At 71.2% G+C, this 24,096-nt stretch carries 22 protein-coding genes; 7 read left to right on the forward strand and 15 right to left on the reverse strand.

What is annotated here, in order from left to right:
• Positions 1-108: 108 nt before the first annotated feature.
• Positions 109-366 carry a 50S ribosomal protein L27 gene (gene rpmA, locus RL72_RS18105; RefSeq protein ID WP_045252276.1) on the reverse strand — a complete coding sequence of 86 codons (258 nt, stop codon included), beginning with the start codon at positions 364-366 and terminating at the stop codon, positions 109-111.
• A 20-nt stretch (positions 367-386) separates the two neighbouring features.
• Positions 387-695, reverse strand: a complete 309-nt coding sequence (gene rplU, locus RL72_RS18110) for a 50S ribosomal protein L21 (protein WP_045252277.1) — start codon at positions 693-695, stop codon at positions 387-389.
• Between the two features lie 269 nt (positions 696-964).
• On the opposite strand from rplU, the gene RL72_RS18115 reads away from it, so the two are divergent.
• Together RL72_RS18115 and RL72_RS18120 are read left to right on the forward strand one after the other, a co-directional pair.
• Entirely contained in the window at positions 965-1,264 is a 300-nt protein-coding gene (locus RL72_RS18115; protein WP_045252278.1) for a DUF4031 domain-containing protein, read from the forward strand.
• Entirely contained in the window at positions 1,261-1,881 is a 621-nt protein-coding gene (locus RL72_RS18120; protein ID WP_045252279.1) for a TMEM175 family protein, read from the forward strand. The genes RL72_RS18115 and RL72_RS18120 overlap by 4 nt, the downstream gene beginning before the upstream one ends.
• A 33-nt stretch (positions 1,882-1,914) precedes the next feature.
• Here the strand turns inward: RL72_RS18120 and RL72_RS18125 are convergent, their stop codons facing one another.
• Positions 1,915-4,275, reverse strand: a complete 2,361-nt coding sequence (locus tag RL72_RS18125; RefSeq protein WP_045252280.1) for an Rne/Rng family ribonuclease — start codon at positions 4,273-4,275, stop codon at positions 1,915-1,917.
• A 262-nt stretch (positions 4,276-4,537) separates the two neighbouring features.
• On the opposite strand from RL72_RS18125, the gene RL72_RS18130 reads away from it, so the two are divergent.
• Positions 4,538-5,164, forward strand: a complete 627-nt coding sequence (locus tag RL72_RS18130; RefSeq protein ID WP_045252281.1) for a vitamin K epoxide reductase family protein — start codon at positions 4,538-4,540, stop codon at positions 5,162-5,164.
• A 74-nt stretch (positions 5,165-5,238) separates the two neighbouring features.
• Here the strand turns inward: RL72_RS18130 and ndk are convergent, their stop codons facing one another.
• The 4 genes from ndk to ileS are packed head-to-tail and all read right to left on the reverse strand — an operon-like array spanning position 5,239 to position 10,769.
• Positions 5,239-5,655 carry a nucleoside-diphosphate kinase gene (gene ndk / locus RL72_RS18135; RefSeq protein ID WP_045252282.1) on the reverse strand — a complete coding sequence of 139 codons (417 nt, stop codon included), beginning with the start codon at positions 5,653-5,655 and terminating at the stop codon, positions 5,239-5,241.
• 1 nt (position 5,656) lies between these two features.
• On the reverse strand, positions 5,657-6,085 hold the full coding sequence (locus RL72_RS18140; RefSeq protein WP_374703405.1) for a DUF4233 domain-containing protein: 429 nt from the start codon (positions 6,083-6,085) through the stop codon (positions 5,657-5,659).
• Complete coding sequence (locus tag RL72_RS18145; RefSeq protein ID WP_045252284.1) at positions 6,082-7,437, reverse strand: bifunctional folylpolyglutamate synthase/dihydrofolate synthase; 1,356 nt, start codon at positions 7,435-7,437, stop codon at positions 6,082-6,084. The genes RL72_RS18140 and RL72_RS18145 overlap by 4 nt, the downstream gene beginning before the upstream one ends.
• Positions 7,434-10,769, reverse strand: coding sequence for an isoleucine--tRNA ligase (gene ileS / locus RL72_RS18150; RefSeq protein ID WP_045252285.1), 3,336 nt, complete (start codon positions 10,767-10,769; stop codon positions 7,434-7,436). Before ileS ends, RL72_RS18145 begins: the two co-directional genes overlap by 4 nt.
• A gap of 430 nt (positions 10,770-11,199) precedes the next feature.
• Between ileS and RL72_RS18155 the strand changes: the two genes are divergently transcribed.
• A complete protein-coding gene (locus RL72_RS18155; protein WP_045252286.1) occupies positions 11,200-11,844 on the forward strand; it encodes a pentapeptide repeat-containing protein in 645 nt (214 codons plus the stop codon).
• Here RL72_RS18155 and RL72_RS18160 read toward each other — a convergent pair.
• From RL72_RS18160 to RL72_RS18175, 4 genes are read right to left on the reverse strand one after another with little or no spacing between them, the layout of a single operon-like run.
• On the reverse strand, positions 11,841-13,364 hold the full coding sequence (locus RL72_RS18160; protein ID WP_045252287.1) for an ATP-binding cassette domain-containing protein: 1,524 nt from the start codon (positions 13,362-13,364) through the stop codon (positions 11,841-11,843). The two genes, RL72_RS18155 and RL72_RS18160, sit on opposite strands and share 4 nt — an antisense overlap.
• Positions 13,361-14,173 (reverse strand): ABC transporter permease, encoded by an 813-nt coding sequence (locus RL72_RS18165; RefSeq protein ID WP_045252288.1) that lies wholly within the window; start codon positions 14,171-14,173, stop codon positions 13,361-13,363. The genes RL72_RS18160 and RL72_RS18165 overlap by 4 nt, the downstream gene beginning before the upstream one ends.
• Complete coding sequence (locus RL72_RS18170) at positions 14,170-15,141, reverse strand: ABC transporter permease (RefSeq protein ID WP_045252289.1); 972 nt, start codon at positions 15,139-15,141, stop codon at positions 14,170-14,172. The genes RL72_RS18165 and RL72_RS18170 overlap by 4 nt, the downstream gene beginning before the upstream one ends.
• A gap of 4 nt (positions 15,142-15,145) precedes the next feature.
• A complete protein-coding gene (locus RL72_RS18175) occupies positions 15,146-16,765 on the reverse strand; it encodes an ABC transporter substrate-binding protein (RefSeq protein ID WP_045252290.1) in 1,620 nt (539 codons plus the stop codon).
• 164 nt (positions 16,766-16,929) lie between these two features.
• On the opposite strand from RL72_RS18175, the gene valS reads away from it, so the two are divergent.
• Positions 16,930-19,551: a valine--tRNA ligase gene (gene valS / locus RL72_RS18180; protein ID WP_045252291.1), complete on the forward strand. Its 2,622-nt coding sequence runs from the start codon at positions 16,930-16,932 to the stop codon at positions 19,549-19,551.
• Positions 19,551-19,811, forward strand: coding sequence for a hypothetical protein (locus RL72_RS18185; protein WP_045252292.1), 261 nt, complete (start codon positions 19,551-19,553; stop codon positions 19,809-19,811). The genes valS and RL72_RS18185 overlap by 1 nt, the downstream gene beginning before the upstream one ends.
• A gap of 28 nt (positions 19,812-19,839) precedes the next feature.
• On the opposite strand, the gene RL72_RS18190 is transcribed toward RL72_RS18185, so the two are convergent.
• The 4 genes from RL72_RS18190 to tdh all read right to left on the reverse strand — a co-directional run bounded on the left by RL72_RS18190 (position 19,840) and on the right by tdh (position 23,089).
• Positions 19,840-20,058, reverse strand: a complete 219-nt coding sequence (locus RL72_RS18190; RefSeq protein WP_045252293.1) for a hypothetical protein — start codon at positions 20,056-20,058, stop codon at positions 19,840-19,842.
• The gene (locus RL72_RS18195) at positions 20,055-20,711 is read right to left on the reverse strand and encodes an ArsR/SmtB family transcription factor (RefSeq protein WP_045252294.1); all 657 of its coding nucleotides are present in this window, start codon (positions 20,709-20,711) and stop codon (positions 20,055-20,057) included. Before RL72_RS18195 ends, RL72_RS18190 begins: the two co-directional genes overlap by 4 nt.
• Positions 20,712-20,858: 147 nt before the next feature.
• Positions 20,859-22,037, reverse strand: coding sequence for a glycine C-acetyltransferase (locus RL72_RS18200; RefSeq protein ID WP_045252295.1), 1,179 nt, complete (start codon positions 22,035-22,037; stop codon positions 20,859-20,861).
• Between the two features lie 8 nt (positions 22,038-22,045).
• A complete protein-coding gene (gene tdh, locus RL72_RS18205) occupies positions 22,046-23,089 on the reverse strand; it encodes an L-threonine 3-dehydrogenase (RefSeq protein WP_045252296.1) in 1,044 nt (347 codons plus the stop codon).
• Positions 23,090-23,176: 87 nt separating this feature from the next.
• Between tdh and RL72_RS18210 the strand changes: the two genes are divergently transcribed.
• Positions 23,177-24,079, forward strand: coding sequence for a LysR family transcriptional regulator (locus tag RL72_RS18210; protein ID WP_045252297.1), 903 nt, complete (start codon positions 23,177-23,179; stop codon positions 24,077-24,079).
• The last annotated feature ends 17 nt before the right edge of the window (positions 24,080-24,096 follow it).

Consider the following 24,096-nt stretch of genomic DNA (forward strand, 5'->3'; position numbering starts at 1 on the left):
TTGCGGGGTGGGGACTACGGGTTTCGTGCCGGGATATGGAAACGGGGCGAGCCGAAGCCCGCCCCGTTGCCGAAGCCTGCCCAGCCGCCGGCCGGGCCCGCCGAAGCCTTACTCGGCGGCTGCGACGATGTTGACGACCTTGCGGCCGCCCTTCGCGCCGAACTCGACCGCGCCGGCGGCGAGGGCGAACAGCGTGTCGTCGCCGCCACGGCCGACGTTGACGCCGGGGTGGAAGTGCGTGCCGCGCTGGCGGACGATGATCTCGCCGGCGTTGACGGTCTGGCCGCCGAAGCGCTTCACGCCGAGTCGCTGTGCGTTGGAGTCACGACCGTTGCGGGTCGAGCTCGCACCCTTTTTGTGTGCCATTTCTCAGCTCCTCTTCGTGCTTACTTGATGCCGGTGATCTTGACGCGCGTGAGGTCCTGACGGTGGCCCTGGCGCTTCTTGTAGCCGGTCTTGTTCTTGAACTTCTGGATGACGATCTTGGGGCCGCGGAGGTGGCTGACGACCTCGGCCGTGACCTTGACCTTCGCGAGCTTGTCGGCGTCGGTGGTGACCTTGTCACCGTCGACGAGGAGAACCGCGGCGAGCTCGACCTTGTCGCCCTGGGCCGCCTTCAGACGGTCGAGCTGAACGATCGTGCCGACCTCGACCTTCTCCTGGCGTCCACCGGCGCGCACTACTGCGTAAACCACTTCATACCTGTTTCGTTGGGGAGCGGGACTGCTCCGTAATCTCACGGGAAGACTGTGCTTGCATCGCGCCACAGCAGAGGGATCCGCAGTGGCGGGCGCGAGTTGCATGATCCCGCGGCGGCCGAGTGGGGCGTCCGGCGCGGTGCACCAAGGAGCTACTTTACCGGATGCCCGGCGACCTCGCAAAGCGAGCCCGACCGTGTCCGCCTCCTCCCTCCGCTGCCGGCGGAAACGGGCCCGCCGTCGGCGCCGCGCCCTAGGATCGCCGCATGGCGATACTCGTGGACGATCCGATCTGGCCCGCGCACGGCCGGCTCTGGGCGCATCTGGTCAGCGACGCGGACGTCGAGGAGCTGCACGCGTTCGCCGCCGCGCACGGTATTCCCGCGCGGGCGTTCGACCTGGACCACTACGACGTGCCGGACGATGCCCTTCCCCGGCTCGTCGCCGGCGGCGCGGAGCACGTCGGCGGCAAGGAGCTCACGCGTCGCCTCATCGCCTCGGGGCTGCGCGTGCCCGCGCGCGACCGCGTCGGCGGCCATGACCACGGCACGAGGATCGCACGATGACCTCAGGGCGCCTCGAGGCGTTCAGCGACGGCGTCCTCGCGATCATCATCACGGTCATGGTGCTCGGCCTCGCCGTGCCGAAGGGCTCCTCCTGGACCGACCTCGTGCAGACCTCGGGCCTGGGTCTGCTCACGTACCTGCTGAGCTTCGTGTACGTCGGCATCTACTGGAGCAACCACCACCATCTGTTCCAGCTGCGCCCTGCCGTCGACGGCGTGGTGCTGTGGGCCAATCTGCACCTGCTGCTGTGGCTGTCGCTGTACCCGTTCACGACGGCGTGGCTCACCGAGACCGACGTCGCCGAGGTGCCGACGATCGTGTACGGGCTCAATCTCCTGGGCGCGGCCATCGCCTACACGATCCTGCAGCGCACGATCGCACGCGGACCCGATCGCGACAGGGTCCGCGAGGCCTTCGGGCGCGACGTGAAGGGCATCGCCTCTCTCGTCCTCTATCTCGCCGGCATCGGGCTGGTCTTCGTCGCCCCGTGGCTGGGCCTGATCCCGTTCGTCGCCGTGGCCGTGATCTGGCTCGTGCCGGATCGGCGCGTCGAGCGCTACCTGCGCGCCCACGCGGCCGTCGGCTCCCCCGACGACGAGGAGGGCCCGACGCCGTAGCGTCGAGCCCTCCTCGGACGGTCTGGGTGCCGGTCAGCCCTGCTCGCGCGGCGGCGCAGCCTCGGTCGTGTGCACGACGGCGGTGCCCGCGGAGAGGCCCGCCGTGCTCACCCGGCGTCGGTTGCGGCCCTGGCCGGGCGCCTTGGGCTCGGGCAGCGCGTCCAGCACGGAGTCGAGCAGCTGCTCGGTCTCGGTGCGCGGCGCCTTGGCGCGGTCGGATCCGCGCTTCTTGCGCTGCTTCTTGGTCCGCTCGGCGACGGGAGCCTCCGCGGCGACGTCCTCGGACGCGTCGGCCGGGGCCGGGGCCTCACCGGCGGGTCGGGTCGAGGCGGCGATCTGGGCGAGCGCCGACTTCGCGCCCTCCGGGATGCTGTGCGTGCCTCCGTTCGCCGGCGCCGCCGGGGCGGACGGCGGGTTGCCGCCGTTGGAGGATCCGCCGTTGGAGGATCCGCCGCGCTGACGACGGTTGGAGCTCTGCTGGGGGGCGGCCGCACGGTGCTTCACGACGGGGTCGTGGTGCACGATCACGCCACGCCCCGCGCACACCTCGCACGGCTCGCTGAAGGTCTCCAGCAGGCCGAGGCCGAGCTTCTTGCGCGTCATCTGCACGAGGCCGAGCGAGGTGACCTCGGCGACCTGGTGCTTGGTGCGGTCGCGGCTCAGGCACTCGACGAGGCGTCGCAGCACGAGGTCGCGGTTGGACTCGAGCACCATGTCGATGAAGTCGACGACGATGATGCCGCCGATGTCGCGCAGGCGCAGCTGACGGACGATCTCCTCCGCCGCCTCGAGGTTGTTCTTGGTGACGGTCTCCTCGAGGTTTCCGCCCGATCCGACGAACTTGCCGGTGTTGACGTCGACGACCGTCATCGCCTCGGTGCGGTCGATCACGAGGGATCCGCCGGAGGGCAGCCAGACCTTGCGATCCAGGGCCTTCTCGATCTGCTCCGTCACGCGGTACGCGTCGAACGGATCGCGCTCGTCCTCGTAGGCCTCGACCCGGTCGAGCAGATCCGGGGCGACACTCTCCAGGTACGACCGGATGGTCCGCCCGGCGTCGGCGCCCTGGATGCGCATGCGGGTGAAGTCCTCGTTGAAGACGTCACGGACGATCTTGACGAGCAGATCCGGCTCCGCGTGCAGCAGTGCAGGAGCCTGCTGGGTCTCGACCTGCTTCTGGATGTAGCTCCACTGCGCGGTGAGGCGCTGCACGTCGTTGGTGAGCTGCTCCTCGGTCGCACCCTCGGCCGCGGTGCGCACGATGACGCCGCTGGACTCGGGGAGCACCTCCTTGAGGATGCGCTTCAGGCGCGCACGCTCGGTGTCCGGGAGCTTGCGCGAGATGCCGTTCATGGAGCCGTTCGGCACGTACACCAGGTAGCGGCCGGGCAGCGAGATCTGGCTCGTCAGACGGGCGCCCTTGTGCCCGACCGGATCCTTCGTGACCTGCACGAGCACGCGGTCGCCGGCCTTGAGGGCGAGCTCGATGCGTCGCGGCTGGTTGCCGGTCTCGACGCCGTCCCAGTCGACCTCTCCGGAGTACAGCACCGCGTTGCGGCCGCGGCCGATGTCGACGAACGCCGCCTCCATGCTCGGGAGCACGTTCTGGACCCGGCCGAGGTACACGTTGCCGATGAGCGACGCGTCCTGGTTGCGGGCGACGTAGTGCTCCACGAGCACGTTGTCCTCGAGCACGGCGATCTGGGTACGGCCGTTCTTGGAGCGCACGATCATCTCGCGGTCGACGGCCTCGCGGAGAGCGAGGAACTCCGCCTCGGTGACGACCGGGCGGCGGCGACCCGCGTCCCGGCCGTCGCGGCGGCGCTGCTTCTTGGCCTCGAGACGGGTGGATCCCTTGATCGCCTTGGGCTCGGTGATGTACTCGACCACGCGCTGACGCTGACGCGGCTCGCCTCCCTCGCCGCGGCCACGGGCGCGACGGTCGTCGCTCTCCCGGCTCTCCCGCGTGCGCGCCGGAAGCGGCACGATCGTGGGCGCGTAGAAGTGCAGCTGGGTGGACACCCGCGACACGAACACCTCGGGGATCAGCCCCAGGCTCACCGCGGTGACCGCCTCGGGCTCGGTCGGCGCCTGCGGCGCGGCCTCGGCCGCAGCGTCCGCGGCGGGCTCGGTGCTCGCCTCGGAGGATGCGCCGTCGGCGGCCTCGGGCTCGGCCGGGACAGCCGCCACCTCAGGCTCGGCCGGGGTCTCGGCGACCTCGGACTCGGCCGGGGCCTCCGCAGCCTCAGGCTGCGCCGGTGCGACCTCGTCGGTTGCGGACTGCACAGCCTCGACGGCGTCCTCCCCCGTCGTCCGCTCTGCGGAGTCGAGCGCTACCGGCAGCAGCGCGTCGAGGTCGAGGGTAGGGGTGTTGTCATTGTTCTCGTCGGCCATCTCTGGCGTACTCCCTGCACGACGGCCCTGCCGTCGTGAATTCTCTCGTGCGGTGCGCTCGGCCCCGCGAACTCAATCGGTCTGCGATCGGCGTGTGCTCTGATCGCTGGAGGCCGGAGCCCCCGAAGTCTGTATCCGTCGTCCGCCGTCCTGGCGGTGCGACCCGTCCATTATCGCACCATCTGCGCGGGATGCCCGCCTCGACGCGAACGGATGCGCGCCCGTGCATCCCGCACAGAGGGGCGACTGCCATAATCGCGACATGTCTGCACAGCGCAACCTCTCGGGCCACCGCCCCGTCGGCTACGCCATCTGGCTCATCGTGGCGAGCGTGGTCGGCTGGTGGGCGGCGTTCCAGCTCACCCTCGACAAGCTCGAGGTCCTGGCCCACCCCAAGGCGGCCCTGGGCTGCGACATCAGCGCCTTCGTGCAGTGCGGGGCGAACCTGGAGTCGTGGCAGGGATCGGTGTTCGGCTTCCCGAACCCGCTCATCGGACTCACCGGGTGGATGGCACCGCTCGTGGTCGGCGTCGCGATCCTCGCGGGCGCCCGCTTCCCGCGCTGGTTCTGGGCTCTGTTCGGTCTCGGCATCACGGGCGCCTTCGTGTTCATCGCCTGGCTGATCGGGCAGAGCTTCTTCGCACTGCACACCCTGTGCCCCTGGTGCGGACTCACGTACATCGTCGTGATCCCCACCTTCCTCGCCACGATCCAGCAGCTGTTCGCGAACGGCACGTTCCCGATCAGCCGCAGCGCGCAGGAGACGGCCCGCAAGCTCGGAGTCTGGGTGCCGCTGGCCTCGATCCTCGCCTTCGCCGTCGTCGTGGTGCTCGCGCAGTCCGCAGGGGTCGACCTCGTCGGCGAGGTCGTCCGCCTCGTGCGCGGCTGACCCGCACCGACGCAGAACGCCCTGCCGGCCCTTCGGAAGCGAAGGAGCGGCAGGGCGTTCTGCGTGTCGGCGACTCAGCCGAACCAGATGCCGAGCTCGCGCGCGGCGGACTCGGGCGAGTCGGAGCCGTGCACGAGGTTCTGCTGGACCTTGAGGCCCCAGTCCCGGCCGAAGTCGCCGCGGATCGTGCCGGGCGCTGCGGTGGTGGGGTCGGTCGTGCCGGCCAGCGAGCGGAATCCCTCGATGACGCGGTTGCCGGCGAGACGGATCGCGACGGAGGGACCCGAGAGCATGAACTCGAGCAGCGGCTCGTAGAAGGGCTTGCCCTCGTGCTCGGCGTAGTGCGCGGCGAGGAGGTCGCGGTCCGGCTCCACCAGGCGGATGTCGACGAGCGCATAGCCCTTGGACTCGATGCGGGCGAGGATCGCGCCGGTGAGGCCGCGGGCGACGCCGTCGGGCTTGACCAGGACGAGGGTCTCTTCGGTGGGCATGTCAGTCACTCTCTGTCGGATGAGCGGGGGCTGAGGGATGTGCGGCCGCGGCGCGGTCGGCGCGGCCGCCGACGATCATCGCGTAGGTCCACATGCCGCCGAAGACGATCGCGACCAGACCGATCGCGGGCACCAGGAAGGCGGACAGCAGGACGATGACCTGCAGGATCCATCCCATCACGATTCCGGCCCGGCTGCCCATCAGGCCGGCGGCGACGATCATCGCCAGCGCGACGACCGCGCCGCCCACGATGCCCCACCAGGGCTCGATGTCGGGCCCCAGGGCCTTGAGCCCGAAGACGGTCAGGCCGGCCAGTCCCACGACGACGGCCTCGAACACGAGCACGATCGATCCGAGCTTCTGGGCGAGCCCGCGGGGCGCACGGGCGCGCCGGCCCGCGGGCCGACGACCCTGCGGCGCGCCCGTCACGCCCGCCATCCGCTCTTCCAGTCCTCGTCCTCGGCGAGGGCGATCGCCTCACCGGCGAGCACGACGGATCCGGCGATGATGACGGCGCGGCGATCCGCCGACGCCGCCCACTCGCGGGCCGCGTCGGCCGCCTCGACGAGCGCCGGGTGCACGGTCGCCCGCCCTCCCACGCGCTCGACGAGATCGGCCAGTGCGTCCGGATCGCTGGCGCGATCCGAATCGGGCGCTGTCGCGAACACGTGCTCGACGGCCGGCAGCAGCGTCTGCACGATGCCCGCCGCGTCCTTGTCGCCGAGCACGCCGAGCACGAGCCCCCACTCGTCGAAGTCGAAGCTGTCCTTCAGAGCCGCGGCGAGCGCCCTGGCACCGTGCGGGTTGTGCGCGGCATCGACGATCACGGTCGGCGCGACGCCGAGCAGCTGCAGGCGCCCCGGCGAGGTCGCGCCCTGCAAGCCCTCAGCCAGCACGTCGCCGACGATGGCGCGCTGCGACCCGCCGATGAGCGATTCGACCGCCGCGATCGCGAGCGCGGCGTTGAAGCCCTGGTGCTCGCCGTACAGCGGCAGGTACTCCTCGCGGTACTCGCCGGCGAGCCCGCGCACGGTGATCTGCTGCCCGCCGACCGCGAGCCGCTGCTCGACGAGCGCGAAGTCCTGCCCTTCGAACGCGATGGAGGCGTCCCGCTCGGCCGCGACACGGCGCAGCACCGCCTCGGCCTCCGGCGCCTGCCGCGAGGAGACGACGGCCGCGCCGTCCTTGATGATGCCGGCCTTGACCTCCGCGATCTTCTCGATCGTGTCGCCGAGCCGGTCCGCGTGATCCAGGTCGATGGGCGTGAACACCGCCACGTCGCCGTCGGCGGTGTTCGTCGAGTCCCAGGATCCGCCCATGCCGACCTCGAGCACGAGCACGTCGACCGGGGCGTCGGCGCAGGCGACGAACGCGAGCACCGTCAGCAGCTCGAAGAACGTCAGGGGCGCATCCCCGGCCGCGTCGAGCTCGGCGTCGACGATCCCCACGAAGGGCTCGATCTCCTCCCAGGCGTCGGCGACGGCGGCGTCGGCGATCGGCTCGCCGTCGATCATGATCCGCTCCGTGAAGCGCTCCAGGTGCGGACTCGTGAACAGTCCGGTGCGCAGGCCGTGCGCGCGCACCAGGCTCTCGATCATCCGCGCGGTCGACGTCTTGCCGTTCGTGCCGGTGAGATGCACGACGCGGTACGTCTTCTGCGGGTCGTCGAGGAGCTCGAGCAGGCGCGCGGTGCGCTCCTTGCGGGGCTGCACCCACCGCTCCCCCGCGCGCTCCAGCAGCGCGGCGTACACGGCGTCAGCGCGTTCGCGATCATCGCTCACGATGCGTCTCCGATCCGGCTCACGGCGACGGAGAACCCGCCGCGGTTGGCGTAGGTGCCCGCGGCGATGTCCGCCACGAACTCGGCCACGGCGAAGTCCGCCCCCGCCTCGAGGACGACCGCCTCGACGGCGAGCGTCTCCTCGGCGACCCCGGCGGCGTCGAACGCGCTGCGGACCGCCGTGGCGTCGTCCGCGTCGTCGAAGCGCAGCTGCAGCCGGATCCGGTCGCTCACGTCGAAGTCGGCGTTCTTGCGGGTGTCCTGCACGGCGCGGATCACGTCGCGCGCGAGGCCCTCGGCCTCGAGCTCGGGCGTCGTCGCGGTGTCGAGCAGCACGAAGCCGCCCGTCGGCACGACGGCGAGCGCCTCGCCCTCGGGCCGCCCCGTGGTCTCCAGCGCGAGCTCGTACTCGTGCGGCTCCAGCGCGATCCCGTCGGCGGTCACCACGCCGCCCTCCTCGGTCCAGAAGCCGTCCTTCGCGGCGCGGATCACCCGCTGCACGTCCTTGCCGAGCCGCGGACCCGCCGCGCGGGCGTTGACACTGAGGCGGTGGCTGATGCCGTACTCCGCGGCGGTGCCCTCGCCCTGGGCGACCAGCTCGACCGCCTTGACGTTGAGCTCGTCGCGGAGGATGTCCTCGAACGGCGCCAGCGCCGCGGCCTGCGGGGTGACCACGGTGAAACGGGCCAGTGGCAGCCGCACCCGCAGCTTCTCCTTCTTGCGCAGCGCGTTGCCGACGCTGGAGAGCTCGCGCACCGCGTCCATCGCGTCGCGCACGTCGTCGGCATGCGGGAACAGCTCGGCATCCGGCCAGTCGGCCAGGTGCACGCTGCGCCCGCCGGTGAGCCCCTGCCAGACGCGCTCGCCGACCAGCGGCACGAGTGGCGCCGCGACGCGCGTCAGCGTCTCCAGCACCGTGTAGAGCGTGTCGAACGCCTCGGTCGTCGTGGGGTCGGACGGGTCGACACCCACCCAGAACCGATCCCGGGAACGGCGGATGTACCAGTTCGTCAGCACCTCGGCGAAGTCGCGCAGGCGCGAGGCCGCCGTGGTCGAGTCGAGGCCCTCGAGGTCCTCCTGCACGCCGCGCACGAGATCGCCGGTGCGGGCGAGGATGTACCGGTCCAGCACGTCGGTCGAGTCGGTGCGCCAGCGCGCCTCGTACCCGGAGCCGTCGGGACCGCCCGCCGCGTTCGCGTAGGTGGCGAAGAAGTACCAGGAGTTCCACAGCGGCAGGATGAACTCGCGCACGCCGGCGCGGATCCCCTCCTCCGTCACGGACAGGTTGCCGCCGCGCAGCACGGAGCTCGACATCAGGAACCAGCGCATGGCGTCGGATCCGTCCCGGTCGAACACCTCGGAGACGTCGGGATAGTTACGCAGGGACTTCGACATCTTGTAGCCGTCGGAGCCCAGCACGATGCCGTGGCAGCTCACACCCGTGAACGCCGGGCGATCGAACAGCGCCGTCGACAGCACATGCATGAGGTAGAACCACCCACGCGTCTGGCCGATGTACTCGACGATGAAGTCGGCCGGCGAGTGCGAGTCGAACCACTCCTGGTTCTCGAACGGGTAGTGCACCTGCGCGAACGGCATGGATCCCGAGTCGAACCACACGTCGAAGACGTCCTCGATGCGGCGCATCGTGCTCCGCCCCGTGGGGTCGTCGGGGTTCGGCCGGGTCAGCTCGTCGATGTACGGGCGGTGCAGGTCGACCTCGCCCTCCGCATTGCGCGGAAGGCGCCCGAAGTCGCGCTCGAGCTCTTCGAGCGAGCCGTAGGCGTCGACGCGCGGGTGCTCGGGGTCGTCGCTCTTCCAGATCGGGATCGGGGATCCCCAGTAGCGGTTACGGCTGATCGACCAGTCGCGCGCGCCCTCGAGCCACTTGCCGAACTGGCCGTGCTTGACGTTCTCCGGCACCCAGGTGATCTGCTCGTTGTTCGCGAGCATCTCGTCCTTGAAGTCGGTGACGCGGACGAACCAGCTCGAGACGGCCTTGTAGATGAGGGGGTTCCGGCAGCGCCAGCAGTGCGGGTACGAGTGCAGGTAGCTCTGCAGCCGCAGCAGCCGTCCGGACGCACGGAGCAGCCGCACGAGCGGCGTGTTCGCGTCCATCCACAGCTCGCCCGCGACATCGGTCACCTGCGGCAGGAAGCGTCCTCCCTCATCGAGCGAGAGGATCGTCGGGATCCCGGCGGCGCCGGCGACGCGCTGGTCGTCCTCGCCGTACGCGGGCGCCTGGTGCACGATCCCGGTTCCGTCGCTCGTGGTGACGTAGTCGTCGACGAGGATCTGCCAGGCGTTCTCCGTGCCCCAGGTCGCGGTGTCGGCGTAGTAGTCGAAGAGGCGCTCGTAGGTCACGCCGCCGAGCTCCGCTCCGGTCACCGTCTGCTGCACCGCGGCGAGCGCGTCCTCCGCGCTCTCGTAGCCGAGGTCCTTGGCGTAGCCGCCCAGGAGGTCGCGGGCCAGCAGGAAGCGGTCGCCCTGCGCACCCTCGGCCGCTCCGTTCGGCCCGGCCGGGACGACGGCGTACGCGATCTCCGGCCCCACGGCGAGCGCGAGGTTGGTCGGCAGGGTCCACGGCGTGGTGGTCCAGGCCAGGGCGCGCACGCCTCCGAGGCCCAGGGAGGCCGCCTTCTCCCCGGTGAGCGGGAAGCTCACGGTGACGGACGGATCCTGGCGCTCCTTGTAGACGTCGTCGTCCATGCGCAGCTCGTGCGCCGAGAGCGGGGTCTCGTCGCGCCAGCAGTACGGCAGCACGCGGTACCCCTCGTAGGCGAGGCCCTTCTCGTAGAGCGTCTTGAACGCCCAGAGCACGCTCTCCATGTAGCTCAGGTCGAGCGTCTTGTAGCCGCGCTCGAAGTCGACCCAGCGCGCCTGCCGGGTGACGTAGTCCTGCCACTCGTGCGTGTACGCGAGCACCGAGTCGCGCGCCTTCGCGTTGAAGACGTCGATGCCCATCTGCTCGATCTCGTCCTTCTCGGTGATCCCGAGCTGCTTCATCGCCTCGAGCTCGGCCGGCAGGCCGTGCGTGTCCCACCCGAACACGCGATCGACCTTCTTGCCCCGCATGGTCTGGAAGCGCGGGAACAGATCCTTCGCGTAGCCGGTGAGCAGGTGACCGTAGTGGGGCAGGCCGTTGGCGAACGGCGGGCCGTCGTAGAAGACCCATTCCTCTGCGCCCTCGCGCTGCGCGATCGACGCGCGGAACGTGTCGTCGGCCTCCCAGAACGCGAGCACCTCGCGCTCGATCTCGGGGAAGCGCGGGCTCGGGGTCACGGCGGCCGGGCCGAAGGAGGATCCGGTGGGAGAGGTGCGCGGGTAGGTCATCGTGTCTCGCAGTGTCGGTGGCGGATGCTGCTCGCGGGGACGATCCTGTGCTGCGTCGAGCCGAGGACCGCGGTACCACCCTGCGTTGCTCTCGACCTGGGCCGAGAACCACTCTCACTGCGGCTGTGACGGGCCTGCCCCGCTCGGTTCTACTGACTCGGCCGCTCAGCCGGCTGCGCCTGCGCTGAGCGTGTCGAAGCGTTCTTCCGAGAGCTCCCCGGTGATGGCCGGATCGATGCTCGTGCGCCCAGTCTACGTCCTCCCGGGGCGACCGCGATCAGGCGGATCGCCCCCGGACGAGGAGATCCCGCGCGGATCCGCCTTCTGCCGGTCGATCCGCCTCCTGCGGAGCGTCGTCGCGGAGCCCGGTGCCGCACTGCGGCGACGCCGGCCGGGTACGGCTGTCGGCGGGCCGCCGTAGGGTCGTGGCATGGCCCGCAGCACCGAACGCCCCCTGCCGCCCCGCGTCTCGCCACCGGATCTGCCGGAGGAGCTCGCCGAGGCCGAGGGCCGCCGGCACGGCGACCATCTGGGCCAGCGGATCCCGCTCGCCGAGGATCTCGCGCACGCGCAGTTCGAGCAGTGCGTGCTGTGCGGCTCCGCGGACCGGGTCGACCTCACCGGCGCGACCCTGCTCGACGTCGAGATCGCCGACGCCAGGACCCCCGTGCTGTCGCTCCGGGACGCGACGATCCGGCGGCTGCGCATCGCCGGAGGCCGGATCGGCACGCTGGATCTCTCCGGCGCGCACGTCGCCGAGCTGATCCTCGAGCACGCCCGCGTCGACTACCTCTCCCTCGCCGCGGCCAGGGTCCAGGACTCCCTCATCGCCGACTGCACCGTGGCGACGCTGGATCTCCCCTCCGCCACGATGACCCGGGTGCGGTTCGAGCGCAGCAGGGTCGACGAGGTCGACACCCGCGGTCTGCGTGCCGATTCCCTGGATCTGCGCGGGCTCGACGCCCTGGCGTTCCTCGATGTGACGGCTCTGCGCGGCGCCACGCTGACCGGCCGTCAGGTGGAGTCGCTCGCCTCCGTGTTCGCGCAGGCCGCCGGCATCGACGTGCAGGACTAGTCGAGCCCGGAGGCGGCGACCAGCTCCCGGGTGAACGGGTGCTGCGGATCGCGGAGCACGGCGGCGGACGGTCCCTGCTCGACGATCGCGCCGTCCTGCATGACGAGCACGTCCTCCGCCGCGGCGGCGACGACCGCGAGGTCGTGCGAGATCAGCACCATGGTCAGGCCGCGCTCGCGCTGCAGACGGTCCAGCAGCGCGAGGATCCGTGCGCGCACGGTCGCGTCGAGGGCGGACACCGGCTCGTCGAGCACGAGGACCTCCGGATCCGCGGCGAGAGCGCGGGCGATCGCCGCACGCTGGCGCTGCCCTCCGGAGAGCTCCGCCGGGCGCCGCGCGGCGAGCCCTGGGTCGAGGTCGACCTCGCGCAGCAGCGCCGCCACGCGCTCCCGGCGCACCGTGCGGGGCGCGCCTCCCGCGGCGAGCGCCTCGCGCAGCGAGCGTCCGATCGTCCAGCGCGGGTCGAACGCGCCGAGCGGGTTCTGGTGCACGAGCTGGATCCTGGGCCGCGTGCCCCCGGCCCACGCGATGACGCCGTCGTCCGCGCGCTCGACGCCGATGAGGATGCGGGCGAGGGTGGTCTTACCCGATCCCGACTCCCCCACGATGCCCAGGGTGCGCCCGTGTCGCAGTGAGAACGCGACGTCCCGCAGCACCGGCCGGTCGAAGCGCTTGCGCAGCCCTGTCACGGTGGCGAGCACCTCGGCGTCGTCCCCGTCGAGCGCTCGCGGCGTCGGCGCCGCGGCGCGCACCAGCTCCCGGGTGTAGTCCTCCCTGGGCGCGGCGAGCAGCTGCGCCGCCGTCCCCTGCTCCACGACGCGGCCGCCGCGCAGCACCACGACCCGGTCGGCGATCCTGCGCACCGCGGCCATGTCGTGGCTCACCAGCACCACGGCGGTGCCCGCGTCCGTGATGAGACGGAGCAGGGCGAGCACGCGGGCCTGCACCGTCGCGTCGAGCGCGGTCGTCGGCTCGTCGGCGATCAGCAGCGCGGGATCCCCCGCGAGGGCGCTCGCGATCAGCGCGCGCTGACGCAGCCCGCCGGAGAGCTCGTGCGGGCGCTGCCGTGCGCGTCGGAGCGGATCCGGCATCGCGACATCCGTCAGGAGCTCCTGCACACGCGCGCTGCGCTCGGCGCGGGTGAGGCGCGCGTGGATCTCGAGGGGTTCTGCGACCTCGGCGCCGATGCGGCGCAGCGGATCGAGCGACACCAGCGCGTCCTGCGAGACGAGGGCGACCCGGGTTCCGCGCAGCGCGCGCCAGGCGCGGTCCGGCAGCGCCCTCGCGTCCACCCCGCCCACGTCGAGCGTCGCCGCCGACACCGCCGCGCCGACCGGACTGAGCCCGAGCAGCGCCCGCACGGTGAGGGACTTGCCCGCGCCGGACTCGCCCACGAGAGCGACGCACTCGCCGGGCGCGACCTCGAACGACACGTCGTCGACCAGCGCACGTCCGCCGATCGCGATCCGCAGGTCCGCCACGCGCAGCGCAGGACGGATGCCGGACAGTGCACCGCTCATCCGCGCCTCCCTTCGGCGCGGGCGCGCAGAGCACGCCCGAGGAAGGTCGCCGAGAGCACCGCGAGCATGATCGCGACGCCGGGGAAGACGGCGATCCACCAGGCCTGCCCCAGCACGTTGCGCCCGCCGGCGAGCATGAGACCCCACTCCGGCGCGGGCTCCGTCGGACCCAGGCCGAGGAAGCTGAGCCCTGCGGCCGCGAGGATGCTGGATCCGAGGCCGATCGTGGCGAGCACGCTGAGCGAGCCCAGGACGCCGGGGGCGACGTGGCGGCGGAACGCGGTGAAGGCGCCCACGCCGAGGATCCGCGCTGCTTCGACGTGCTCAGCCCGGCGCAGCACCTGGGTCTGGGCGCGCGCGAGGCGCACGTACACGGGGATCGCGGCGAGGGTCACGCCGATCGCCACGTTCGCCGTACCCGGACCGAGGATCGCCACCACCACGAGCGCCAGCAGGAACTCCGGGAACGCCATGAGCACGTCGTTGGTGCGCATGAGCGCGACGTCCACCACCCGGGGGGCGATACCTGCCGCCGATCCCACGAGCAGGCCTGTGACGAGGGCGAGCACGGTCGCGAGCAGGCCGATCCCGAGCGAGCGCCCCGCGCCGTGCACGACGCGCGCGTACACGTCGCGCCCGCTCTGATCCGTGCCGAACGGATGCCCGGGGCCGGGCGGGAGCAGTGCGTCGCGCACATGGGTCTGCACCGGATCCGCAGGGGCGAGCAGACCGGGTGCGAGGGCCGCGAGCACGACGAGGGCCAGCACGAGCAGCGCGAGGACGAGCAGTGCTCGCCGAAGGGCCGTCATTCCACATCCTCCGGGCGTGCGAGCGCCGGGACCGCCGGCACGCGCGCACCGCGCAGACGCGGATCCAGGAACGGCGCCGCGAGCTCCACGGCGGTGTTCACGACGACGAACACCAGCGCGCTGAACAGGATGATTCCGGTCACGACCGGCAGGTCGCGGCCGGTGATCGCCGCGAGCGTGACCCGGCCGAGGCCCGGGCGTGCGAACACCGTCTCCACCAGCACCGCCCCGCCGAGCAGGGAGCCCACAAGGTAGGCGCTGAGGGTGAGCGCGCCGATCGAGCCATGGCGCAGCGTGTGCCGCAGGGTGAGCCGGGCGTGGTCGGCCCCGCGCGCACGGACGGTCAGAGCCCACGGCTGGCGCTCCGCCGCCTCCACCCCGTCGCGGACCACCTGCCCGAGCAGCGCCGCGACGGGCAGCGCGAGCGTCAGCGCCGGGAGCACCAGGCTCGCACCGGTACGGCTGCCGGCGACGGGGAACCAGCCCAGACCGAACGCGAAGACGGTGAGCAGCAGCAGCCCGATCCAGAACACCGGCGACGAGAGCACGATCAGCTCGCCCGTCGCGATCAGCCCGCGCGCGAACGGCCGGCGCGCGAGGAGCACCCCGGCGAAGGCGAGCAGCACCGCGATGGCCAGCGCCAGGCCGGTCAGCTGCAGCGTCGCGCCGAGCTGGCGACCGATCACCTCGCTCACCGGCAGCCGCAGCTGATACGAGGTGCCGAGGTCTCCGCGCAGCAGATCCCCGAGCATCGACAGGTACTGCTGCCAGAGCGGGCGGTCCAGCCCGAGGTCGGCGCGGATCCGGTCCTTCACCGCCTCACCGACCTGCGCCTGGGGCCCGAGCATGACGCTCACGGGGTCGCCGGGAAGCACTCGGAAGGCGAGGAAGGACAGCGTCGCGGCGCCCCACAGCACCAGCGCGATCGACAGCGCGATGCCGCCGAGCCGGCGCAGCAGGGGCCGCATGCGACTACTTGACGCTGGTGCCGAAGAACAGCGGACGGCCGTAGATGTCGAAGGTCAGGTCCGACACCCGCTCGCCCGCCGCCGTGATCGCCGAGGTGACGTAGAGCGGCACGATCGCATCCTGCTCGGCATTCCACTCCTGGACCTGCGCGTAGACCTTCGCGCGCGCGGCGTCATCGGTCGTGGCGATGCCGTCCTTGAGGAGCTGGTCGAGCCTCGGGTCGCTCACCGAGGACGCGTTCTGGAAGCCGTCCGTGGCCAGGTGCGGACGCAGCAGGTCGGGGTCGACGCCGGAGAAGTCCCAGTCGGTGATGTCGAAGGTCTTCGGTCCGTACTTGGCGTTGTAGGCGCCGGGCTCGAGCGTCTCGCGCGTGATCTCGAAGCCGACCGCCTTGAGGTCGGACTGCACGGCGTTCGCGAGGGCGGCGTGATCGTCCGAGACCGGGGTCCAGGCGATCCAGTTCGCCGTGAGACGGTGGCCGTCCTTCATGCGGACGCCGTCGGCGCCGCGCTGGGTCCAGCCGGCCTCGTCGAGCAGGGCGTTCGCGCGGTCCTTGTCGAACGGCCAGCTCTTCTCGAGGCCTTTGTCGTACCCCGGGGTGGTCGGCCCGAGGATGCTCCACGCGCGGGGGAACTGACCGAAGAAGATCTTGTCCACGGCCGTGTCGACGTCGATCGCGCGCGTGAACGCCTCGCGCACCTTCTGGTCGGAGAACACCCCGTTCTTCTCGTTGAGGAACAGCGAGTACGGGAGCCCCGGAACCCGCACCGAGGTCACGGCCGCCTTCCCCTTGACCTGGGAGACGAGATTCGGCGGCAGCTGCGACGCGAGGTCGATCTCCCCCGAGGTGACGGACCCGCTGCGCACCGAGGCCTCCGGCAGGATCTGCACGCGCAGCGTCGTGAACTCCGGCGCCTTCATGCCCTCCGGCGCCCAGGAGTACTTCGCGTTGCGGGTGTACACGATCTCCTGGTCCGGCGTGTAGGACGAGATCCGGAACGGGCCGGTGCCGACGGTGACGCCCTTGCCGCCCGCCGCGAGGTCGGCCGCGTGCTCCTTGAGCACCTGGGGAGCGTAGAAGCCGAGCTGCGCCGTGCTCGCGGCCTGCAGGAAGGGCGCGTACGGCTGCGAGAAGGTGACCTTCACGGTCGTCGGGTCGATCACCTCGGTGCCCTTGTACAGCTCCCCGCCGAGCATGCTCGCCGCCTGCGCGGACTTGGTGGCCGGATCGGCGATCCGATCGAAGTTGGCCTTGACCGCCGCCGCGTCGAACTTCTCGCCGTCCGTGAACGTCACATCGTCGCGCAGGTGGAACGTGTACGCGGTCCCGTCCTCGGAGACCTCCCACTTCTTCGCCAGCCAGGGGACGAAGGATCCGTCGGGCTTCTGGAACACGAGCGAGTCCAGCACCGCCCGCTGCACCATCGCGGTCACGTCGAGCTGGCTGGTCTGCGGATCCATCTTCCCCGCCGACAGGAGGCTGCCGTCGACGCCCCAGACGAGCTCGCCGTTCGCGTCGGAGGACGCCGCGCCGGACGACCCGGAGCAGGCGCTCAGCGCGAGCGCGGCGGCCGCGGCGAGCGCGGCGAGGGGCAGGATTCGACGCCGGAGCGGAGAAGGCATGGGGGTTCCTCGGGAGTGCTGTGTGCGGGACACTCCAGGCTACCGGTTTGTGGACAGAGTGGATCTATCGGGGACGGCGACGCGGGGCCCGGCCGGTAGACTGTCGGCACACCCCACACTCAGGCACGCTCACACGGTGCCGCACACATCGCACGAGGAGATCCATGTCGTCGTTGAACGCGATTCCCGACAAGCCCGCGCTGGAAGGCCTCGAAGCGAAGTGGGGTGAGCGCTGGTCGACGGACGGCACGTTCCTGTTCGACCGGATCCGCGCCGCGCAGAGCGGTCGGGACGGCGTCTTCTCGATCGACACCCCGCCGCCCACCGCGAGCGGCAGCCTGCACATCGGGCATGTGTTCAGCTACACGCACACCGACATCAAGGCGCGTTTCGAGCGCATGCGCGGCAAGAACGTGTTCTACCCGATGGGCTGGGACGACAACGGCCTGCCCACCGAGCGCCGCGTGCAGAACTACTACGGCGTGCGCTGCGACCCGTCGCTCCCCTACGACCCCGATTTCACCCCGCCCTTCGAGGGCGGCGACAACAAGTCCTCCCGCGCCGCCGACCAGCTCCCGATCAGCCGTCGCAACTTCATCGAGCTCTGCGAGAAGCTCACCGAGGAGGACGAGAAGCACTTCGAGGCGCTGTTCCGCCAGCTCGGCCTCAGCGTGGACTGGACGCAGACCTACCGCACGATCTCCAACGAGTCGATCCGCCAGAGCCAGCTCGCCTTCCTGCGCAACCTGGAGCGCGGCGAGGCGTACCAGTCGCTCGCCCCGACGCTGTGGGATGTGGACTTCCGCTCCGCGATCGCTCAGGCCGAGCTCGAGGACCGCGACCAGCAGGCCTCGTACCACACGATCGACTTCCCCTTCGCGGACGGCTCAGGGCACATCACCATCGAGACGACGCGACCGGAGCTGCTGCCCGCCTGCGTGGCGATCGTGACGCACCCCGAAGGCCCGCACAAGCACCTCATCGGCACCAAGGTGCGCACTCCGTTCTTCGACGCGGACATCGAGATCCACGGCCACCACCTCGCCCAGCCCGACAAGGGCACGGGTGCGGCCATGGTCTGCACCTTCGGCGACGTGACCGACATCGTGTGGTGGCGCGAGCTGCGCACGACCGACGGCCGCGACCTGCCGAACATGACCACGATCGGCCTGGACGGCCGCTTCCTGCCCGATGCCCCGGCCTCGGTGACGGACGCGGACGCCGCGGCCTGGTACGGGGAGAACATGGCGGGCAAGACGGTGTTCTCCGCCCGCAAGGCCCTCGTGGAGAAGCTGCAGGAGACGGGCGCGATGACCGCCGTCGGCAAGCCGTTCAACCACGCCGTGAAGTTCTTCGAGAAGGGCGACCGGCCGCTCGAGATCGTCTCCACGCGCCAGTGGTACATCCGCAACGGCGCGCGCGACGCCGAGCTCCGCGAGCAGCTGCTCGCGAACGGCGCCGAGCTGAGCTGGCACCCGGAGTTCATGCGCGTCCGCTACGAGAACTGGGTGGGCGGCCTGACCGGCGACTGGCTCGTCTCGCGGCAGCGCTTCTTCGGCGTGCCGATCCCGCTCTGGTACGCCCTCGACGAGAACGGCGAGCGCGACTACGACCGCGTGCTCACCCCGGATCTCGCGTCGCTGCCGATCGACCCCACCTCCGACGTGCCCGCGGGCTACACCGCGGAGCAGCGCGGCGTGCCGGGCGGCTTCGACGCGGAGGCGGACATCCTGGACACCTGGGCCACCTCCTCGCTCACCCCGCAGCTCGCGGGGGGCTGGGAGCGCGACGCCGAGCTGTGGGATCTCGTCTCGCCGATGGATCTGCGTCCGCAGGGCCAGGACATCATCCGCACCTGGCTGTTCTCGACCATGCTGCGCTCGACGCTCGAAGACGGGCGCACGCCGTGGCGCAACGCGGCGATCAGCGGCTTCATCGTCGATCCCGACCGCAAGAAGATGTCGAAGTCGAAGGGCAACGTCGTCACCCCGGCGGACATCCTCGACGCACACGGATCCGACGCCGTGCGGTACTGGTCGGCGTCCAGCCGCCTCGGGGCCGATGCCGCGTTCGACCCGCAGAACCCGACGCAGGTGAAGATCGGCCGCCGCCTGGCCATCAAGATCCTCAACGCGGCCAAGTTCGTGCTGTCGTTCCCCGTGCCGGAGGGCGCCGAGATCACCCACGCCCTGGACGCGTCGATGCTCGCCACCCTCGACGAGGTGATCCGCGACGCGACGGCGGCGTTCGAGAACTACGACCAGGCCCGGGCGCTCGAGATCACCGAGGCGTTCTTCTGGACGTTCTGCGACGACTACCTCGAGCTCGTCAAGGAGCGCGCCTACGACCGGACGAACGTGGGTCAGGCCTCCGCCGCCCTCGCCCTGCGCCTCGCCCTCTCCGCGCTGCTGCGCCTGCTCGCGCCCATCGTGTCGTTCGCGACCGAGGAGGCGTGGAGCTGGTTCGAGGACGGCTCGGTGCACACGGCGGCCTGGCCCGAGCCGCTCGGTCCGCTGCCCGGTTCGGCCGAGGCCGGGGACCCGGTGATCCTCGCGACCGCGAGCAAGGCCCTGATCGGCATCCGCCGCGCGAAGACCGAAGCCAAGGCCTCGCAGAAGACCCCGGTGTCCTCGGCCACGATCAGCGCGCCCGTCGCCGACATCGCCGCCCTCCAGGCGGCGGCCGACGACCTGCGCGCCGTGGGCCGCATCGCCGAGCTCGCCTTCGCGGAGGCGGACGATCTCGCCGTCACGGCCATCGAGCTGGCGCCCATCGAGGGGGCGTGATGCAGCTCGGCACGCGCTGGGCCGCGGGTTCCGAGCCGCCGGCTTCGGTCCCCGCGGCGCTGCGCCCGGCGATCGCCGAGGCGGAGGCGCTCAGCGTGGCCGGCGGCACCCTGAGCCTGCAGACCGGGGCCTTGAACGTGCTGCGCGGCACCTGGACGCTCACCTGGCTGGAGGGCCGGCCGATCGCCGAGCTCGACACCGGGTGGGAAGTGCTGCGCACCGCCTCCGGCGAGGTCGTCGTCCGGCCCTTCGAGGACTGACCTCCCGACGGCCCCGGTCGGCGCGTCCTCAGCGCGAGCGCGAGCCGATCATCTGCAGCGCATGCTCGAGCAGGTAGGGATCGGACCGGCGCGACTGCTGCTCCCGCAGCAGGTCGAGCGCCAGCAGCCGGCGCTCGGCGCGGCGCTCGATGCGCCGGCGCACCCGCATGGTGATCGCGTCGGCGATACGAAGTCCCGTCCGCTCGACGAAGGTGGGCGCGGCGATGTGCAGCGTGGCGGCGGTCATGACAGCTCCTCGGTCTCAGTGGTGCGGAGGGCGACGGCGCCCTCGGGGCGTCCGTCGGGAAGATCGAACAGGTCGGCACGGACGGTGACCCGTCGCACTCCGGGACCGGTCTGTCCCCGGTAGCGCTGCACGGCCGCCTCGACGAGGGCGTCGATCTGCTGCGCCAGCTCCTGCAGCTGCGGCGCGGTCATGTCGAGCATCGTCGTCATGTGATGCGCCGCGTCGCGCCACTCCTGGGGCACCTCCGACTGGGGGCGGTGCAGGTGATCCATGAGGCGCTGGTGCCGGTTGCGGAAGAACTCGTCCTCGACGATCTGCGCGGCCGCCCGGCCCGAGGGCGTCATCTCGTCGTTGGGTCCGGAGAACGACATCCGGCCGCGCGGGCGCTCCCACCAGCGCTCGCGCGCCGTGCCCCGCCCCGCGACTTCGCGGATCAGATCGCGGGCGGCGAGTGCGCGCAGGTGGTAGCTGGTGACGCCCGAGCTCTCCCCGATCAGCGCGGCGAGCGAGCTCGCGGTCTGCGGGCCGCGTTCGGCGAGCAGATCCAGGATCCTGACCCGCAGCGGATGCGCGAGCGCCTTCAGAGCACTCGCATCGAGGGTGCGCATCTCATCCGTCGCGGTCTCCTGCGCGGGGTTCTCGTTCGAGGTCATGATGCAAAGATAGCTTTGCAAGCATCTCTTTGCAAGAGTTTCTTTGCATCCACGTTGTCTGCGCGATGCGCGGAGGACGCAGAGCAGCGCCCCTCCGGTCGCCGTCGCCGAGTGGCGCGGATCGGAGGGGCGCTGCGAACAGAACGATCAGGCGGCAGCGGCGCGCGCCGCCACGAATGCCGCGACGCAGCGCTCCACCTGCTCCGCGGTGTGCGCCGCGGACAGCTGCACGCGGATGCGCGCCAGGCCCCGAGGCACCACGGGGAAGCTGAACGCGGTGACGTAGACGCCCTGCTTCTGCATCTCCGCGGCGATGCGTGCCGTCAGCGCCGCGTCGCCGAACATCACGGGCACGATCGGGTGCTCGCCGGGCAGCAGCTCGAAGCCCTCCTCCGTCATCCGGCGGCGGAACAGCGCGGCGTTGGACTGCAGCTCGGCGCGGAGCGACCCCGATCCCTCCACGAGGTCCAGGGCCTGCAGCGTCCCGGCGACGATCGACGGGGCGAGCGTGTTCGAGAACAGGTACGGACGCGCGCGCTGGCGCAGCAGCGCCACGATGTCGCGGTGCCCTGCGACATAGCCGCCGCTCGCGCCGCCGAGCGCCTTGCCGAACGTTCCCGTGTAGATGTCGATGCGCCCCTCGACGCCGCACAGCTCAGGCGTGCCGCGGCCGTGCTCCCCGATGAAGCCCACCGCGTGGGAATCGTCCACGAACACGAGGGCGTCATAGCGCTCCGCGAGATCGCAGATGTCGGCGAGGGGCGCGATGTAGCCGTCCATCGAGAACACGCCATCGGTGACGATCACGCGGAACCGCGCGTCCGCGGCGGCCTTGAGCTGCTCCTCCAGGTCCGCCATGTCGCGGTTGCGGTAGCGCAGGCGGCGCGCCTTCGACAGCCGGATGCCGTCGATGATCGACGCGTGGTTGAGCTCATCCGAGATGATCGCGTCCTCGGCCGTGAACAGGGTCTCGAAGACCCCGCCGTTCGCATCGAAGCACGACGAGAACAGGATCGCGTCATCGGTGCCGAGGAAGCCCGACAGACGCCGCTCCAGCTCGAGGTGCTGCTCCTGCGTGCCGCAGATGAAGCGGACGCTGGCGAGACCGTATCCCCAGTCGTCGAGGGCTCCCTTCGCCGCGGCGACGAGGCGGTCGTCGTCCGCGAGGCCGAGGTAGTTGTTCGCGCAGAAGTTGAGCACCTCGGCGCCGTCGGCGATGATCTCCGCCCGCTGCGGGCCGCGGATCCCGCGCTCGTGCTTGGTGAGGCCCGCCTCGTCGATCCCGGCGAGCTCCGCCGCCAGGTGCTGCTGGAATGCTCCGTACATCGTGTCTCCTACAGTTCGGTCCAGTCGAGGATGATCTTGCCGGTGCCGGCCGAGGCCGCCGCCGCGAACCCCTTCTCCCACTCGCGGGCGGGCAGCACCTCCGCGATGATGCGGGAGATCGACTCGCGCAGCACGGGGCTGGTCTGCAGCATCGCGCCCATCGCGTTCCAGGTCTCGAACATCTCACGCCCGTAGATGCCCTTGACCGTGAGCATATGGGTGACGATCTTGCCCCAGTCGACGCCGAACGGGCCGGTGGGCAGTCCCAGCATCGCGATCCGCCCGCCGTGGTTCATGTTGTCGATCATCGCGGGGAGTGCACTCGGCGCCCCGCTCATCTCGAAGCCGATGTCGAAGCCCTCGCGCATGCCGAGTGCACGCTGCGCATCCCGGATGTCCTCCCGGGACACGTCGACGACCGCGTCCGCGCCCATCTGCCGGGCGAGCTCGAGGCGGGGCGCGCTCACGTCCGTCGCGGCGATGAAGCGCGCGCCCACGTGCCGCGCGATCGCGATCGCCATGAGGCCGATCGGGCCGCACCCGGTGACCAGCACGTCTTCACCGACGAGCGGGAACGCGAGCGCCGTGTGCACTGCATTGCCGAGGGGATCGAAGATCGCGCCCAGCTCCGGGGTCACGTCGGAGTGATGCACCCAGACGTTGGTGGCGGGCAGCGTGAGGTACTCGGCGTAGGCGCCGTCGCGCTGCACGCCGAGTCCGATGGTGCGGATGCACATCTGGCGGCGACCGGCCCGGCAGTTGCGGCACATGCCGCACACGATGTGCCCTTCGCCCGAGACCCGGTTGCCGACGGCGATGTCGTGCACGAGGGGGCCGACCTCGACCACCTCGCCGTAGAACTCGTGACCGGGGATCAGCGGCGCCTTCACCGCGGACGCCGCCCAGTCGTCCCAGCGCTGGATGTGCAGGTCGGTGCCGCAGATGCCGGTGCGCAGCACGCGGATGACCACCTCGTCGGGTCCGGCCACGGGGTCCGGCCGGTCGACGAGCTCGAGGCCCGCGTGCGGGCCGTCCTTGTAGAGAGCCTTCATGCTTCGATCCCACCGCGAACAACCCTGTAGATCAATCCCTACCTTCTGGAGTAACCATTAAGCATCGCTACATGCTTGAATGATCATATGCAGTTGCAGCAGCTCCAGATCCTGCGCGAGCTGGGCGCTCTCGGCAGCGTGACCGCCGTCGCCGAGGCGCTGCGGGTGACGCCGTCGGCGGTGTCCCAGCAGCTTGCCGCGCTGCAGCGCGGCGTCCGCGCCCCGCTGACCAGGAAGCAGGGGCGCACGCTCGTGCTCACCCCCGCCGGTGAGGCCCTCGCGGAGGCGGGCGCCGCCGCGCTCGACGCCATGGCGGCTGCCCGATCCGCCGTCGACGAGTTCGAGGCGGCCGAGGGCGGCGTGGTGACGATCAGCGGCTTCCTGAGCGCGGCCCAGGCGCTGTTCGGACCGCTTCTGCGCGAGCTCGGATCCGGTCCGGACGTCCCCGCGATCCGCTTCACCGACGAGGACGTGGCGCAGAGCGACTTCCCGGCTCTCACGGCGCGCTACGACCTCGTCCTGGCCCACCGCATGGAGCACAGCCCGCCGTGGCCGAAGACCGGCATCCGCGTGCTCACCCTCGCCGCCGAGCCCCTGGACGTGGCGCTGTCCCCCGAGCATCCGCTCGCGCAGCGGGCATCGCTGCAGCCGTCCGACGTCGTGGGCGAGCGCTGGGTGACGAGCCGCGCCGGGTACTCCCCGGACGATGTGCTGCGCACGATCTCCGCGATCACGAACCGGCCGGCGGAGATCGTGCACCGCATCAACGACTACGGCGTCGCCGCCTCGGTGATCGCGACCGGCGACGTGATCGGCGTGCTCCCCCGCTACACGTCGCCGGGCACCGACGCCGTGGTGCGGCGCCCGCTGCAGTACGTCAGCACGAACCGGATGATCGACGTCCTCGCGCGCCCGGAGAACCTGCGTCGTCGCTCCGTACGGCTCACCGCGGAGGCGCTCGGCCGGGTGATGACGCGACTCGCCCGCTGACGGCGGAAACCTGCTGC

The organism is Microbacterium azadirachtae (genome assembly GCF_000956545.1).
GTDB classification, from domain to species: Bacteria; Actinomycetota; Actinomycetes; order Actinomycetales; family Microbacteriaceae; genus Microbacterium; species Microbacterium azadirachtae.

Excerpts from the sequence above, each read along its gene's own strand:
- rpmA (WP_045252276.1), bottom strand. The coding sequence starts at position 366 with ATGGCACACAAAAAGGGTGCGAGCTCGACCCGCAACGGTCGTGACTCC.
- RL72_RS18115 (WP_045252278.1), top strand. The coding sequence starts at position 965 with ATGGCGATACTCGTGGACGATCCGATCTGGCCCGCGCACGGCCGGCTC.
- RL72_RS18120 (WP_045252279.1), top strand. The coding sequence starts at position 1,261 with ATGACCTCAGGGCGCCTCGAGGCGTTCAGCGACGGCGTCCTCGCGATC.
- RL72_RS18125 (WP_045252280.1), bottom strand. The coding sequence starts at position 4,275 with ATGGCCGACGAGAACAATGACAACACCCCTACCCTCGACCTCGACGCG.
- RL72_RS18130 (WP_045252281.1), top strand. The coding sequence starts at position 4,538 with ATGTCTGCACAGCGCAACCTCTCGGGCCACCGCCCCGTCGGCTACGCC.
- ndk (WP_045252282.1), bottom strand. The coding sequence starts at position 5,655 with ATGCCCACCGAAGAGACCCTCGTCCTGGTCAAGCCCGACGGCGTCGCC.
- ileS (WP_045252285.1), bottom strand. The coding sequence starts at position 10,769 with ATGACCTACCCGCGCACCTCTCCCACCGGATCCTCCTTCGGCCCGGCC.
- RL72_RS18155 (WP_045252286.1), top strand. The coding sequence starts at position 11,200 with ATGGCCCGCAGCACCGAACGCCCCCTGCCGCCCCGCGTCTCGCCACCG.
- RL72_RS18160 (WP_045252287.1), bottom strand. The coding sequence starts at position 13,364 with ATGAGCGGTGCACTGTCCGGCATCCGTCCTGCGCTGCGCGTGGCGGAC.
- RL72_RS18165 (WP_045252288.1), bottom strand. The coding sequence starts at position 14,173 with ATGACGGCCCTTCGGCGAGCACTGCTCGTCCTCGCGCTGCTCGTGCTG.
- RL72_RS18170 (WP_045252289.1), bottom strand. The coding sequence starts at position 15,141 with ATGCGGCCCCTGCTGCGCCGGCTCGGCGGCATCGCGCTGTCGATCGCG.
- RL72_RS18175 (WP_045252290.1), bottom strand. The coding sequence starts at position 16,765 with ATGCCTTCTCCGCTCCGGCGTCGAATCCTGCCCCTCGCCGCGCTCGCC.
- valS (WP_045252291.1), top strand. The coding sequence starts at position 16,930 with ATGTCGTCGTTGAACGCGATTCCCGACAAGCCCGCGCTGGAAGGCCTC.
- RL72_RS18185 (WP_045252292.1), top strand. The coding sequence starts at position 19,551 with ATGCAGCTCGGCACGCGCTGGGCCGCGGGTTCCGAGCCGCCGGCTTCG.
- RL72_RS18190 (WP_045252293.1), bottom strand. The coding sequence starts at position 20,058 with ATGACCGCCGCCACGCTGCACATCGCCGCGCCCACCTTCGTCGAGCGG.
- RL72_RS18195 (WP_045252294.1), bottom strand. The coding sequence starts at position 20,711 with ATGACCTCGAACGAGAACCCCGCGCAGGAGACCGCGACGGATGAGATG.
- RL72_RS18200 (WP_045252295.1), bottom strand. The coding sequence starts at position 22,037 with ATGTACGGAGCATTCCAGCAGCACCTGGCGGCGGAGCTCGCCGGGATC.
- tdh (WP_045252296.1), bottom strand. The coding sequence starts at position 23,089 with ATGAAGGCTCTCTACAAGGACGGCCCGCACGCGGGCCTCGAGCTCGTC.
- RL72_RS18210 (WP_045252297.1), top strand. The coding sequence starts at position 23,177 with ATGCAGTTGCAGCAGCTCCAGATCCTGCGCGAGCTGGGCGCTCTCGGC.